The 13022-nt window shown below is 63.9% G+C and carries 9 protein-coding genes and 16 tRNA genes; 22 read left to right on the top strand and 3 right to left on the bottom strand.

Annotation, left to right across the window (positions count from 1 at the left end; all coding sequences use genetic code 11):
* Positions 1-34: 34 nt before the first annotated feature.
* On the bottom strand, positions 35-1123 hold the full coding sequence (ribD, locus tag J8F10_RS18680; RefSeq protein WP_315854121.1) for a bifunctional diaminohydroxyphosphoribosylaminopyrimidine deaminase/5-amino-6-(5-phosphoribosylamino)uracil reductase RibD: 1089 nt from the start codon (positions 1121-1123) through the stop codon (positions 35-37).
* Between the two features lie 149 nt (positions 1124-1272).
* Here ribD and J8F10_RS18675 point away from each other — a divergent pair, with 149 nt between their 5' ends.
* From J8F10_RS18675 to J8F10_RS18580, 20 genes are all read left to right on the top strand, one after another.
* Positions 1273-1446, top strand: a complete 174-nt coding sequence (locus J8F10_RS18675) for a hypothetical protein (RefSeq protein ID WP_210656177.1) — start codon at positions 1273-1275, stop codon at positions 1444-1446.
* 95 nt (positions 1447-1541) lie between these two features.
* Positions 1542-1614: transfer RNA gene (locus J8F10_RS18670), tRNA-Glu, on the top strand.
* Between the two features lie 102 nt (positions 1615-1716).
* A tRNA-Asp gene (locus J8F10_RS18665) sits at positions 1717-1789 on the top strand.
* A 20-nt stretch (positions 1790-1809) separates the two neighbouring features.
* Positions 1810-1883 (top strand) — tRNA-Lys (locus tag J8F10_RS18660).
* A 21-nt stretch (positions 1884-1904) separates the two neighbouring features.
* A tRNA-Gly gene (locus tag J8F10_RS18655) sits at positions 1905-1975 on the top strand.
* A gap of 26 nt (positions 1976-2001) precedes the next feature.
* Positions 2002-2072, top strand: a tRNA-Thr gene (locus tag J8F10_RS18650).
* A 99-nt stretch (positions 2073-2171) separates the two neighbouring features.
* Positions 2172-2245 (top strand) — tRNA-Leu (locus tag J8F10_RS18645).
* Between the two features lie 19 nt (positions 2246-2264).
* A tRNA-Tyr gene (locus tag J8F10_RS18640) sits at positions 2265-2350 on the top strand.
* 125 nt (positions 2351-2475) lie between these two features.
* A tRNA-Glu gene (locus tag J8F10_RS18635) sits at positions 2476-2548 on the top strand.
* A gap of 69 nt (positions 2549-2617) precedes the next feature.
* Positions 2618-2692, top strand: a tRNA-Leu gene (locus tag J8F10_RS18630).
* A 207-nt stretch (positions 2693-2899) separates the two neighbouring features.
* Positions 2900-2982, top strand: a tRNA-Leu gene (locus J8F10_RS18625).
* A 12-nt stretch (positions 2983-2994) separates the two neighbouring features.
* A tRNA-Leu gene (locus tag J8F10_RS18620) sits at positions 2995-3076 on the top strand.
* A gap of 190 nt (positions 3077-3266) precedes the next feature.
* Positions 3267-3354, top strand: a tRNA-Ser gene (locus J8F10_RS18615).
* Positions 3355-3369: 15 nt separating this feature from the next.
* Positions 3370-3441, top strand: a tRNA-Arg gene (locus tag J8F10_RS18610).
* A gap of 96 nt (positions 3442-3537) precedes the next feature.
* A tRNA-Val gene (locus J8F10_RS18605) sits at positions 3538-3611 on the top strand.
* A 49-nt stretch (positions 3612-3660) separates the two neighbouring features.
* Positions 3661-3736, top strand: a tRNA-His gene (locus tag J8F10_RS18600).
* 65 nt (positions 3737-3801) lie between these two features.
* A tRNA-Thr gene (locus J8F10_RS18595) sits at positions 3802-3875 on the top strand.
* A 181-nt stretch (positions 3876-4056) separates the two neighbouring features.
* Entirely contained in the window at positions 4057-4431 is a 375-nt protein-coding gene (locus tag J8F10_RS18590; RefSeq protein ID WP_210656175.1) for an ArsR/SmtB family transcription factor, read from the top strand.
* 36 nt (positions 4432-4467) lie between these two features.
* Entirely contained in the window at positions 4468-5892 is a 1425-nt protein-coding gene (locus J8F10_RS18585; protein ID WP_210656173.1) for an MATE family efflux transporter, read from the top strand.
* Between the two features lie 281 nt (positions 5893-6173).
* A complete protein-coding gene (locus J8F10_RS18580) occupies positions 6174-7091 on the top strand; it encodes a WD40 repeat domain-containing protein (RefSeq protein WP_210656171.1) in 918 nt (305 codons plus the stop codon).
* 240 nt (positions 7092-7331) lie between these two features.
* Here the strand turns inward: J8F10_RS18580 and J8F10_RS18575 are convergent, their stop codons facing one another.
* Complete coding sequence (locus J8F10_RS18575) at positions 7332-8273, bottom strand: hypothetical protein (RefSeq protein WP_210656169.1); 942 nt, start codon at positions 8271-8273, stop codon at positions 7332-7334.
* 173 nt (positions 8274-8446) lie between these two features.
* Here J8F10_RS18575 and J8F10_RS18570 point away from each other — a divergent pair, with 173 nt between their 5' ends.
* A complete protein-coding gene (locus J8F10_RS18570; RefSeq protein ID WP_210656166.1) occupies positions 8447-8791 on the top strand; it encodes a histidine triad nucleotide-binding protein in 345 nt (114 codons plus the stop codon).
* Positions 8792-8793: 2 nt separating this feature from the next.
* Positions 8794-9492, top strand: a complete 699-nt coding sequence (locus J8F10_RS18565; RefSeq protein ID WP_210656164.1) for a YggS family pyridoxal phosphate-dependent enzyme — start codon at positions 8794-8796, stop codon at positions 9490-9492.
* Positions 9493-9662: 170 nt separating this feature from the next.
* On the opposite strand, the gene J8F10_RS18560 is transcribed toward J8F10_RS18565, so the two are convergent.
* Entirely contained in the window at positions 9663-12773 is a 3111-nt protein-coding gene (locus J8F10_RS18560; RefSeq protein ID WP_210656162.1) for a PVC-type heme-binding CxxCH protein, read from the bottom strand.
* Positions 12774-13022 lie beyond the last annotated feature (249 nt).

Genomic DNA, 13022 nt, shown 5'->3' with positions numbered 1-13022 from the left:
GTGCCGCGCGCCGGTCCCGGACGGTTTGTGCCGGTTACATGCCGCGTGCGAAGCCGTGAACGTATACGTCTGCGCCGGATGGCGCGAAAGTAACGCCCTGCAGCGCGAGCCCCTCGGCCATTTGCGCGGCGCCGAGCCCGGCGATTGGAACGGGCGCGCCCGTTCCCCCAATCACCTTCGGCGCAATGAACACATGGAATTCATCCGCAACGCGCTCATCGAATACCGAACCGAGTAATCCCGCCCCGCCTTCGACCAGCACGTTGGTGAAGCGCCGACGACCGAGGTCCGCGAGAACTGCGTCGAGCGTCATCGCATCGGGGAACGCGACTATTTCCGCGCCGTCCGCGGCCCAACCGCGGAACTTCGGGGCGTTCGCGTCGAGTGTGTAAACGATTACGGGTGCTTCTCGTGCGGTTGTGCGCAAGTGACATCGTTCGGGTAAATCGCCGGAAGCCGAAATTACCACGCGCGTTGCGACACGCGCCCCCGCGGGCCGAGCTGTAAGAAGCGGATCATCGGCCACGACGGTTCCACGCCCCACAATAATCGCGTCCAGCCGCCCGCGCAGTTCGTGAACTCGGCGCCGCGACTCTTCCCCGCTGATCCACTTGGAATCACCGGTTCGCGTGGCGATTTTCCCGTCGAGTGTCATGGCCCATTTCGCATGAACCCACGGGCGCCCGGTGCGGATCAACTTCAAGTAAGGGGCGTTGAGGGCGAGCGCGTCCGGTTCACACAACCCTACGTGAACGTCCTTTCCAGCCTCTCGCAAAATCGAGATCCCGCCGCCGGCCACTTTCGGGAACGGATCGGCCATCGCTACTACAACGCGGGCGATACCCGCTTTCAGAACCGCATCAGTACAGGGGGGCGTCTTCCCGTGGTGACAGCACGGTTCGAGCGTGACCACGAGTGTTCCGCCGCGTGCGCGATCTCCGGCCGCGGCCAGCGCGAACACTTCTGCGTGCGGGCCACCGAACTTCTGGTGCCAGCCCTCACCCACCAACTGGCCGCTCGTGTCGAGCACGACGGCCCCGACCATCGGGTTCGGTTCGACAAATCCGCGCCCCCGCGCTGCCAGCGCAAGAGTATGCCGCATCCAGGGTTCTAGATCGTTCACGATTGAGTTCTCAACGCCCGCGCAAAATAAATTCGATTCTGTGCGAACCCTTTGATGAGTCCCGCGTCTATCTAGCGTACACCGCGAGTTGGAATCAACAACCGCGGGTTAATCACCAACACGGAACTCAACGTACACCCGATACAACCATGACACGCTGGCACACGAGTAACGAGCTTCAACTAACGACCGCGACGGTCGCCGCGAAGACGCTGTATACCGCCGGCCTGGAAACGGGTTATGCGTTAAGCCTGGATCTTGATACCGCGGCGCGCGTCGAGCTTGAAGTCAGTCTGAGCGGTAAGAGCGATACGAGTGGGTGACCCCTGGCGAGCCATGTTATGGCAACCGCGCCGGCCGGGGGTACAAGTGACCCCCGGCCGGTTCTCGTTTTGGGGACGCGCCGGAAGAGATTTATGCCCCGTTCGACTTCCGGTGAGGTCGGTGGCCTTTCAAGCCGCCCAGGTCGGGTTCGACTCCCGCACGGGGTACTGAAATACAGGTGGGGATTGCGTCTGGGAACGCACTCGGTCTCCAAAACCGACGGTTCGTCCTGCGGGGTTCGATTCCTCCCCCACCTGCTGTTCGTGAACGGTCCCGCGGGCCAGTGGAGTGGCCGTCTCCCTGTCACGGAGAAGATCGGGGGTTCGAGTCCCCTCGGGATCGCTACCCGACACCGGGTAAATGGAAGTGTGTCCGACGTTGGCTAGGAGCCTGCCTCTTAAGCAGGTGTACGTGGGTTCGATTCCCACCGCTTCCACTGTCTGTGACGGTTCGTTCCGCGCCCATGATGTAGCGGTAGCCTATCGCTTTGCCAAGGCGGATGTGTGGGTTCGACTCCCACTGGGCGCTCTTGATTTCGGGACTGGAGATATATCGCCCCTGTGATGTAGCGGTAGCTTGCCGTCTTGGTATGGCGGACGCGCGGGTTCGACTCCCGCCGGGGGCTTTAAGAGTTTCAGATTCCAGGCTCTTAGTTCCAAGTTAAATACGTGATTGCGGGTTATCAATTTGGAACCTGGAGCTTGGAACTAAGAACGGAATTGACGGCACGGTACGCCAACTGGAAGTGCGACCAAGCTCAAACCTTGGTGTGTGTGGGTTCAAATCCCTCCCGTGCTACTCGATTGATGTCGGTTACGCCTCCGGGCGCGCGGTGGGCCGCCAGGCTGCCTGTAAAGCAGCCGCCCCTTGTGGGCAATGTGGGTTCGATTCCCACCCGGGGCACTGGGAAAAGTGCGGAATGCGGAGCGTTGAACGCGGAACAAATATACGAGAAGCGGAACAAATCGGAGCCTGATCTTAGTTTTCGCTCCGCGTTCCGCACTCCGAATTCCGCGCTCCCAAAATACGGCCCGTTCGTCTAGCGGTTCAGGACGCCAGGTTCTCAACCTGATAACGGGGGTTCGATTCCCCCACGGGTCACTCGGAGCGGCTTGAAGAATAAGCGCGGTGTCAGCTCACCGGTTTATTGACATCAAGTGGTTCCCGAACGGTGATGTAGACCAACTGGCAGGAGTCGCCACGCTCAGAACGTGGACAGTGTGGGTTTGAATCCCACCGTCACCACTCCATGAATTGCGGACGGGCCGGCGCCCGACCGGGTCTCATAAGCCTGGATGCTGGGTTCAACTCCCAGGTCCGCAACTCCTCGGCGCGTTATGCCGCCGAGATCTATCGCGGGCGGGCAGGCGCTCTGCCGGGTCTCATAAGCCCGGCCGCTGGGTTCGAGTCCCAGGCTTCGCGACTCGCGCTCCGACGAATCGGAGCGCGCATGGCCCGGTGGTGTAACGGGAGCCACGCCGGTCTCAGAAGCCGGTGCCGTAACGGGCGTGAGGGTTCAACTCCCTCCTGGGCCACTGACGGAAAATGACCTCGTGCTGTAATTGGTAGCCAGAGTCGGTTGAGAGCCGGCTGCCGTAAGGCGTGTGGGTTCGACCCCCACCGAGGTCACTGTGCTTTTCAAATGGGATCGTTCGCGGGCGAGAGTTGTGTCTTGCAAACACGACGACGGGGTTCGACTCCCCGCGGTTCCACTTGATCGGTGTGTGTTCAACAGGTGCGAGGCGCGGACCAATCAACGTCCGGCCGACTGGGGTTCGTTTTGCGCTTCGCACCTGTTGAACGCACGCCGGTCACTTACGGACGGGAGCCGGATACGGCTTTGCCGGGTCGCTTTGCTAAAGCGATAGCCCCTCGCGGGTATGTGGGTTCGAATCCCACCCCCTCCGCTGAGTTGATGAAATGCCCTGGTGGTGAAACGGACATCATTCCGCGCCTCGAACGCGGCGTTCCGGGTTCAAATCCTGGCCGGGGTACTCGGGAGAGCGTTCCGTCCGAATTGTACTGCACAGTTTGTGCAGCGCGCGTTTCCAAAACTGAACACTGAAGACAAAATTACTGAACATTCATCTGGTCCTGTGGTCTAGCGGTTCAAGGCGCCTCCCTGACACGGAGGAGAACGGTGGTTCGATTCCACCCAGGATCACTCCGAGTTGCGTTCTTTCGCACGACGGTGCAACGTTTCTCGGCTCCGTGCGGCATGTGGTGTAACGGTTAGCACGCGGCCCTGTGAAGGCTGAGGAGATGGGGTTCGACTCCCCCCGCGCCGCCCTCTCAGAATTTCTGCTCCAGGCCCGAATTATAGAGAGCTGAAACGCTGGAATTTTCAGCACTTTGCCGGTGTGGCGCGACTCAGGAAGGCACCGAGCTCGTACCTCGGATCATGCGGGTGCGAACCCCGCCGCCGGCTCTCGTTCCGTGTCGATTATTGGACCCGTCGCGGCGGTGCGCGTTGCGCGCCCCCGCGGCGGGTCGTTTCGTTTACATTCCCGTTCCCGCAGTGGCACGGCGGCGCCCGGCTCCGTAGGATTTCATCTCCGAAAATTGCCCGCCCTACATCGCCGCACGTGACGGCGTCTACTGGTGCCAATATGACCGAGTTTGCAGAAGCTCGCAAAGTGGCCGCGTTGCTCGATGCCGTGGCCGAGCCGACCCGCTTGTGCGTCTTGTGGCAGTTGGCCAAAGGCCCCCAGCACGTGGGCAAACTTGCGGAACTCGTGGACATCAAGATGGTGAACATGTCGCACCACCTCGGGGTGATGCGTCAGGCCGGCGTGCTGGAGGACGAGAAGGACGGGCGCCAGGTGATTTACCGGTTGCGCCCGGACGTGTTCACCCCCGGTACGACCCCGGACGTGCTCGGCGTTCTGTCGCTCGGCAGCTTCCGCGTGATCCTGCGGGCCAAGCCCGAAGCCCCTCCGGTATCGACCAATACCAAGACCCGCCGGAAGACCGCGAAGAAGTAACCCTTCACCGCCGAGCGCCGTCCCTAAAATGTGGCGATGGCCAATCCCGCGGCACCACCCGAAGCACTGTCGCGACCTCTCTGGCGGCAGGTGCTGGCCCTCGCTCTCCCGGCGCTCGCGCAGCAGTACCTCCACCTCGTTGTCCAACTCTCGGATCAGTTCCTCGCGGGGCGGTTCGAGTTGCCCGATCCGAACCAGCGCATCGGTTACCTCTCCGCGCTGAACACCGCCGGCTACCTCTACTGGTTCGTTTCGAGCTACACCGTTTTGGTGAGCGTGGGGAGTACCGCGCTCGTGGCGCGGTTCGTCGGGGCCAAAGATTGGGCACTCGCCAAGCACGCGACCGGGCAAGCGGTGGTGCTCGCGGTCGTGTTCGGGGTGCTCGGCACGGTTGCCGCGGTCCTGGGGCTGCCGAGCCTCATCGAAGCGCTGAAGCTCACCGGCGACGCGGCCCGCGTGTGCGTCGAGTACCTCATGCCACTGGCCGCGCTGCTCGCGTTCCAGATCACGGAATCGGCGTGCGCCGCGTGTTTGGCCGGCGCGGGGGACACGCGCACCGGGCTTAAAGTGCTCGGCCTGGTCGCGGTCTTGAACGTGCCGCTCGCGTGGGGGCTGTGCTTCGGTGTCGGTCCGCTACCGGGGATCGGCTTCGTCGGGATCGCGCTCGGCACGGGAATCAGCCACGTCATCGGGTGCATCACACTACTCGTAATCCTCGCGCGCGGAAAATCGGGCCTACAACTTCACCTCGCACACCTCGTCCCGGACATCGGCCTGATTCGCCGACTGCTGTGGGTGAGCGTGCCGGCCGCGATCGATAGCCTGTCGGCCGCGTTCTGTCAGTTGTGGTTCCTCAGCCTGGTGAACCGCCTGGGCGACACGGCCGCGTCCGCCCACGGCATCGCGCTCAAATGGGAAGCGCTCGGCTTCCTCTCTGGTGCGGCGTTCGGAACGGCCGCGATGGCGCTCGTGGGGCAGAACCTCGGCGCACGAACCCCGGACCGCGCGGCCCGGAGCGGGTGGACCGCTTACGCCATCGGCGGCGGCGTGATGTCCTTCATGGGACTGCTGTTCGTGCTGCTGGCGGAACCGATGTTCCGCGTGTTCTGCCCGGACCCGAACCTGCAGCCCATTGTTGATGCGGGCGTACCGGCGTTACGACTGATCGCGTGCGCAATGCCGGCACTGGCGTCACAGATCATCTTTACGGCCGCGCTACGCGGCGCCGGCGACTCGCGCGTGCCGGTGCTGTTCAGTTGGTTCGGGTTCCTGGGCGTGCGCATTCCGCTCGCGCACCTCCTCACCGCTCCGCAAGTCGATCTGGGACCGCTCGGTGTGGTCCCGGGTTACGACCTGGGACTATTGGGGGCGTGGGTGGCAATGTGCTCCGACTTGTGGGTGCGCGGAACGTTCTTCGCGATCCGCTTCGCCAGCGGGAAGTGGAAGAAAGTGGAAGTGTAAGGCAGCGGGCGGGATGCCCGCGGTCCCAGGAACGACAGATTACTCGTGCGTCGGTTGCTTAATCGTGTGGGTGAATCAACTGTTTCTGCGGTCGGTCGTGGGAACGCTCACTCGAACGGGGGCAAAGGTGTCCGCCCGTGTAACCGGTGCGTCAAGCCCGGAAGACCCGTTACGATGCGTCGCGCCGTCACGGGAAAGCCCAGATAGCGCATGTCTTTATCGCGCCGGCGCCTGGCGCGAGGGCGCGGGGCGCGCTATTCTTCCCTGATGGGGGAAGGGGCATGAGGGTACTCAAAACGGCGCTGGGCAAAGTGCTAGACGTGGCGTTCAGCCCGGATAGCCGCGCCGTTGCCGCGATCGTCGAGGAAGAGAACGCCCTCCTGTGGAACCTCGACTCGCCGAACATCGCGCCCGTGCGGCTGGAAATCGGCGGTAAGTACCGGGCCGGCGGACTCAACTTCTCCGCCGACGGGCGGCAGTTGTCGTGGCAACTCTTCGACGGCCGGCGCACCTACGACCGCGACACCCGCGACGCGACCAGCGAGTACCCGGCCCTCCTCGCGACGGCGACCGCGTGGAAGCTCGGCGCCGACGGCACGCACCTCGTTTGCGTTCACGGTTTGCCGGACCACGTTCTGGCCGGGTGGCGGTGGAAGGAAGAGGAATGGGTGCGCCAGTGGCAGATTTCCACGCGCGACCTGTCCGTCGGTAGCGTGACGCTCGCACCGCCCGGGGACCGGTTCGCGATGTTCACTCGGGCGACGGACGCGGACCGGTGGTGGGAACAAAAGCACCGACTCGAAGTACGGGACGCGGCCACGTCCGTCGCCCAGAGCGTCGGCACGTACCCGTACAGTTATGCGGGGAAGCTCGCGTTCCACCCGACCGGCAAGCAGATCGTCGGCATCAACGACGCGACCCTTCTCGCGTGGTCACTGCCGGAGGGGGGCGACCCGCGCCTGGCACGCAGTGACAACAAGAAGCACTTCACCGCGTTCGCGTACCACCCGAACGGGCACCGGCTGTTCGTCACAAGTAACGACGAAACCGTTCACGTGTTCGACACGCACGCCCTCGACCGCGTGAACCGCTACTCGTGGCGCCTCGACCGCCTCAGTGCGGTCGCGATCAGCCCGGACGGGACGCTCGCCGCGGTCGGTTCCGCGAACGGCGACGTGGTGGTGTGGGATCTGGATTAATCGGTATCAGGGCGAACGGCCGGTGTCAGTCGGCCGGTGCGCGAAGAAATCACCGCGTTGGTTTTTGCATTCTCACCGGCCGGCTGACACCGGCCGTTCGCCTGAATACCGGCCAGCTGACACCGGCCGTTCGCCTGAATACCGGCCGGCTGACACCGGCCGTTCGCCTGAATACCGGCCGGCTTACACCGGCCGTTCGCCTGAATATCGGCAGTCGCCTCGTACCGCGCGAATGTTCCGCTATTTCTTCCGCCACACCTGATCGGCAGTGAGGCCGAGCTTCGCCATCGCGGGCTGAATCTCGGTGAAGAACCGTTTCGCGTCCATCGGGTAACCGGCGGTGGGCGCGATGCTGGGAACGCGGGTGGCCCAAAAGCGGTTGAACTGCTTCATGCACACTTCGCGCAGGTACTTGCACAGCATCGACGCCAGCGCCACGGACACGCTGTCGCCGTCGGCCCGCGGGCGGAAGGTGATGGATATTTCGCGCGGCGTGTGCTCGATGCGGTACCGGCTCTCCTCGGCCGATTCGCGCTCGGCGACCACCCACCCGTCCGGGAACGCTTCCTGAAGGATGCTCGCGTAGAAGTTCCGCCCGCCCTGCTTGTCGCACGCAAACACGATCGGTTGGCCGTCGGCCGGCACCGCGTCCGTTAACGAAGTGAGCAGTTCGATCAGCCCGCGCCCGAGGATCGTGCCCTTCGACCCGTACTCGTCCACCATGCGATTGAAGCGCGGCGCGGGTACGATGCGGTAATCGCCGCACCACTGGTGATTGATCGCGGTCCGAACCGGCTCGGACGCTTCCCATTCCGCACCGGGATCAATGTGTAACGGGATCGAGGCACCCCCATCGAACCACGATTCCGCCAGGAGTTCTTCACCCCACGCGGGCACATCGCCACTGCTCCAGAGGAAATCGTGGATCGTGTGCGGATCGGCCCCGACAATCGACCAGACCCCGCGTTCGAGGGCTTCGAGGCCGCCGCGTGTGTAGACCTTCTTCGAGTCGTCAATAAGGAGCCGGCCGTCGGGCTTCTCGTGCGCGCGCCGGACCACGGGCTTCAGCGTGCCCCAACCCGCGGGGTCGCCATCGGGCAAGTTCAGCGCGACCGCCGCTTGCACGAGCGGACCGAGGTTCGGTCCGTAACCCGCTTCATCGATCCCGACGACCCAGGGCATAAGCAACCTCTCCCCAACCCCCTCTCCCAAAAAGGGAGGGGTTAAAACCGCCGCGGACAGCGTGACGTCTATTGTGTTTGGTTCTTGCTCCCCTTCCTTCTTAGGGAAGGGGACTGGGGGGTGAGGTTCTTCGCGCGTATGGTAACGGCATTCCCCGATTGGAGGAACCCGACGTGTTCGCCGACAACCTCTTCCTGAAGATCATCGACAAAACGATCCCCGCGAAGATCGCCTACGAAGACGATTCGTGCCTCGCGTTCCACGACATCAAGCCGCAGGCGCCGGTCCACGTGCTCATCATCCCCAAAAAGGTGATCCGCACGCACGACGACGCCACGGCCGAGGACCAGGCGCTGCTCGGGCACCTGCACCTCGTCGCGATCAAGTTGGCGAAGGAACTTGGTCTATCGAACGGGTACCGGCTCGTCATCAACTGCAACGAGCACGGCGGGCAAACGGTGCCGCACCTGCACGTCCACCTGCTCGGTGGGCGCGACATGACCTGGCCCCCCGGTTGAACATGGACGATTCCGAACTGCGTTCCGTATTGGCCGAACGAATCGCGGGCGCCCGCGCGCGCATCGCCGAGGCGTGCCGGCGCGCGAACCGCGACCCCGCGGGCGTCACGCTCGTCGCGGTGTCCAAGACCGTGACCCCGAAGGTGGCCGCGGTCGTTGCGGATCTGGGGTTACGCGACCTCGGCGAGAGCCGGCCGCAAGAACTGTGGAAGAAGGCCGAAGCCGTGCCGGGCGTGAACTGGCACCTGATCGGGCACCTCCAGCGGAACAAGATCGACCGCACGATTCCGCTCGTCGCGCTCGTTCACTCCGTTGACAGCGAGCGCGTACTCGACGCGCTCGACGCCTTCGGTCGCAAGCGCGGGACCGCAATACCGGTGCTGCTCGAAGTGAACTGTAGCGGTGAAGCGAGCAAGGGCGGGTTCGCGCCGGACGCGGTTCATCCACTGGGCGACAAGCTAGCGGCACTCGCCGGCGTCACCGTTCGCGGGCTGATGACGATGGCCGCCTACTCGGACGATCCGCAATCGGCGCGACCAACGTTCGTGGCCCTGCGCGAACTCCGCGACGCGCTGAGTACGCGAACGGGGCTCGCGCTGCCCGAGCTCTCGATGGGAATGAGCAACGATTTCGAGGTCGCGGTGGAAGAGGGCGCGACGCTCGTGCGAATTGGGACGACACTGTTCGAGGGGCTGAGCTAAGAAAAGCAGAATTCGCCACAGATGAACGCAGATAAACACGGATCAGACCAATTCAAGGAGGGCTTCAGGCAGTCGCGCTGCGGGTAACTCTTCTTAACAATGGCTCTGCTCTAATCCGCGTTTATCTGCGTTCATCTGTGGCGAATTTCTCTTTGCCCTTCTCCTTTATTTTACTTCTTCGGTAGGTCTTTCGCCTTCTGGTCGAGCAGGTACGCGACGATGTGGTAGAAGTCGGCTTCGGGGACCACGTCGCTGAAGTTCGCGGGCATCGCGGAGAGCATCGTCTCGCGGTTCAGCGTGATCTCCTTCAGCGGGATGCGCTTCTCCTTGCCCTCCAGGTCCGCGACCACCAGCACCTCGCCCTCGACCCGGAGCATCAGCGCCGTAATCGTGCGGTCGTCGCTCGTGCTGATCGACCGCGCGCGGAACGCCTGGTCGACGTTCCGGTTCGGATCGAGCACGTCTTCGAGCAATCGCTCCAACCCGCGGACGCCGATGCCGTCGAGTTGCGGCGCGATCTTACCGCCCTGGTCGCCGATCTTGTGGCACGCGGCGCAGTGCTTGGTAAACAGCTTCGCGCCCTCGACCTTATCGGCCTTCGCGGACGCGAACCCGCTCGCGCGTTTCTTGATGAGTTCCGCGAGCCGCTGGTCCGCCGGCGGAAGCCCCTTCGTCAATTCCGCGACCTGCTTCTCCCAGCCCGGCAGGTTGGACGCTTTCAGGCGCTCGAGAACGGCCTTCTCCTGAAGCAACCGCTGCGGCGCTTTGCCCTGTTTGACCGCGGTGAGCAGAATGTCGGCCCCCTCCCGGGTGCTGGCAAGACTCAAGCCGATCGGCACCGCGACCCGGTAGGGCAGGTCTTTCAGCGCGTCGCGGGCTTCGACTTGTGCGCCCGGTACGTTTGACGCGGCGAAGACGAGCAGGAACCCGACCTTGACCGAATCGGGAGTTGTCGGAACGGCCAGTTGCTTGCGCACCGCGCTGATGCTCTCCGCGGGCGCGTACCGGAGCAGCACCTCCGCGGCGCTGATGCGGACCTCGTCGGGAGCTTTCGCGGCAGAGACGGCGTTTCCGAGCGCCTGCACCGAGTCCGCGGTCAGCTTCAGCGCGCCTCCGCCGGCCACGGTGGGCAGAGTGTTAAGAACCCGCAAGCCCCAGATCGCCCGGATCGCCTCCGCGGGCGGCAGGCCCGCAGCAAAATCACTCGCGTGAATCGCGCCCTGCGCGGTCTCCAGGAGATGCTTCGTCGCTTCGGTCCCGAGCTTCGTGCCACGGGCCTGCACGCCCTTGAAGGCGGCGACAACCGCGTCCGCGTTCGGCGGAGACGATAGCGACTTGAACAAGCTTTCTTCGTCCTCAGCCGCACCGTAACGCGCGACGTGTTCGGCCGCGGGCGGCAACCGGTTCGCAGACAGCTTCCGCGTGCTGATATGGGACAGGAGGTACTTGGCCGCGTCGCGGGTGTTGATCGCGAGCGCCATATCCGCGTAAACGGCCTGGTACTCCGTCGGCCACGCCTTCGGGTCGTCGCGGAGGCAGTTCCGCAGTGCGATCCGGGCCGCTTGCTTCAACAGCACGTCATCGGCCGGGCACTTCCGCAACACCTCGACGAGCGGCTGCACGAAGTCCGCGTGCGGGTGTGCGCCAACGGCCTCGACCGCGGCCCGCGTTTGGTGAACGGATTCGGACGATTTGAGGGCGCCGAGCAGAATCGCGCGCTCGTCTTTGTCCCACTTCGGGCGGCTCGAAAGTGCGCGAATCAGGTGCCCGGTGAGTTGTTCCGGTTTGATGCCCACGTCTTTGTGAATCGCCCGCAGCAATTCGTAATCTTTTGCCGCCTGTGGTTGCGGGCGCGCCTCGGAGATGAACGCGCTCCAGCCGATCACCGACGCCGCGAGTTCCGGGTTCTTCGCCAGTTTCTCGCCGTTAACGCCCCCCCTCAGATCCTTCCCCTCCGCCGCGCGGCGCCGGAGCTGGTGCCCCGCGAAGAACCGCACCGCCAGGTTCGGGTGGAACAGGTCGTCCACCAGTTCCGCGTCCGTCGCGGTCGTGTAGTCGGCGCGGTGGAACTTCGGCGCGGGGGCCTTTCCGTCCTTACCGGTCCACACGATGCGCCAGATGCGCCCGCGTCCCTTGTCGCGGCGCGGGTCCTTGAGGTCCACTTCGTAGTGGCCGATGATCTTGTTGTAAAAGTCCGCCACGTACAGCGCGCCGTCCGTGCCGAGCTTGATGTCCACCGGGCGGAACCACCGGTCCTTGCTCGTCAGGAAGTCGGGCTGCTCCACCGCGACCGGGGTCGAGCCCTTCCACACGATCTTGTCGGAGCTGATGCAGTTACTGACCACGTCCCCGAGGAGCATCGTGCTCTTGTACTCCGCCGGAAAGTGGTCCGCGTCGTACCACACCAGCCCGCACAGCCCGGTGCTCTTGTGCGGGTGCGCGGTGACGTGCGGGGTGAACCCCAACCCGTCGTGCGGCTTGCCGAAGCTCTCGTAGTACGCGCCCGGAACGAGTTGCGTGATCGGCTTCGAGTGGCAGTCGGCCGTGTACAGGTTGAACCACGGGTCGACCGCGATCCCGAACGGGTTCACCTGCCCGCGGGTCCAGATCTCGAGCCGCGAGCCGTCCGGCCGGAACCGGAACGTGTTGCCGGAGTTCATTTTCACTTCGTGGCCGTCTTTACCCCGCACCGTGCTGTCGTTCGAGAAGCCGTGGCACGAGTACACCCAGCCGTCCGGCATGAGCGTGTACGAGTTGTACATCCCGTGCGTGTCGCGCGAGCCGAAGCCGCTGAACAGCACCTCCATCTTGTCTGCCTTGCCGTCGCCGTCGGCGTCCGTGTACTTGCGGATCTCACCGACGCTCGACACGATGCAGCTCTTGCAGTCCGGCAGCGGCAGGATGCCAATGGGGATGTTCAAATCGTCCGCGAACGTCTGCACCTTCCCGGCCTTGCCCGTTTTCGGGTCGAAGTCGGAGAGGATAAACAGCTTATCGGTGGGCTTGCCCTGCGCCGCGAACGGGTAGTGGTACGAGGTCGTCACCCACATCCGCCCCTTCGCGTCGAAGGCCATCTGCATCGGCTTCTGGATGTCGGGCTCGCTGGCGACGAGTTGCACATCGAACCCGGCGGGAACGGTGAACGCCTTCCGCTCCTCTGCGGGGGTGAGTGCGTCGGTGGGCGCCATCAGGTCGGGCGGCAGGTTCGGCAGTTTCGGCTGCTGCGCGAGTGCCGGCAGCGCGAGCACGAATAACGAGGCGAGGGAGAGAGGGAACCGCATAACGTCGAATCTCCGCGAAAAGCGCTAACGAGGCAGACCCAGATTAGACCACCTCGCGGCCCGGAACAAAAGCCCTTCTCCAATCTGAGTTCCAAGTTCCAGCGTTCCAAGTTCCAGAGCTGAAGACCAAACAGCGCCGGGCTTATGTTTTTCAAACCTGGAACTTGGAACTCGAAGCAAAGTGATTTTCGGCTCGGCAGAAAAAATCAGTGATAGGATCGCGCGCGGCCCGCCGTAATTTAGGCATCC

Origin of the sequence: Gemmata palustris (genome assembly GCF_017939745.1) — a bacterium.
Lineage (GTDB): Bacteria > Planctomycetota > Planctomycetia > Gemmatales > Gemmataceae > Gemmata > Gemmata palustris.
This window is presented reverse-complemented; position numbering and strand designations above follow the sequence as displayed.

Excerpts from the sequence above, each read along its gene's own strand:
- J8F10_RS18675 (WP_210656177.1), top strand. The coding sequence starts at position 1,273 with ATGACACGCTGGCACACGAGTAACGAGCTTCAACTAACGACCGCGACG.
- J8F10_RS18590 (WP_210656175.1), top strand. The coding sequence starts at position 4,057 with ATGACCGAGTTTGCAGAAGCTCGCAAAGTGGCCGCGTTGCTCGATGCC.
- J8F10_RS18585 (WP_210656173.1), top strand. The coding sequence starts at position 4,468 with ATGGCCAATCCCGCGGCACCACCCGAAGCACTGTCGCGACCTCTCTGG.
- J8F10_RS18580 (WP_210656171.1), top strand. The coding sequence starts at position 6,174 with ATGAGGGTACTCAAAACGGCGCTGGGCAAAGTGCTAGACGTGGCGTTC.
- J8F10_RS18575 (WP_210656169.1), bottom strand. The coding sequence starts at position 8,273 with ATGCCCTGGGTCGTCGGGATCGATGAAGCGGGTTACGGACCGAACCTC.
- J8F10_RS18565 (WP_210656164.1), top strand. The coding sequence starts at position 8,794 with ATGGACGATTCCGAACTGCGTTCCGTATTGGCCGAACGAATCGCGGGC.
- J8F10_RS18560 (WP_210656162.1), bottom strand. The coding sequence starts at position 12,773 with ATGCGGTTCCCTCTCTCCCTCGCCTCGTTATTCGTGCTCGCGCTGCCG.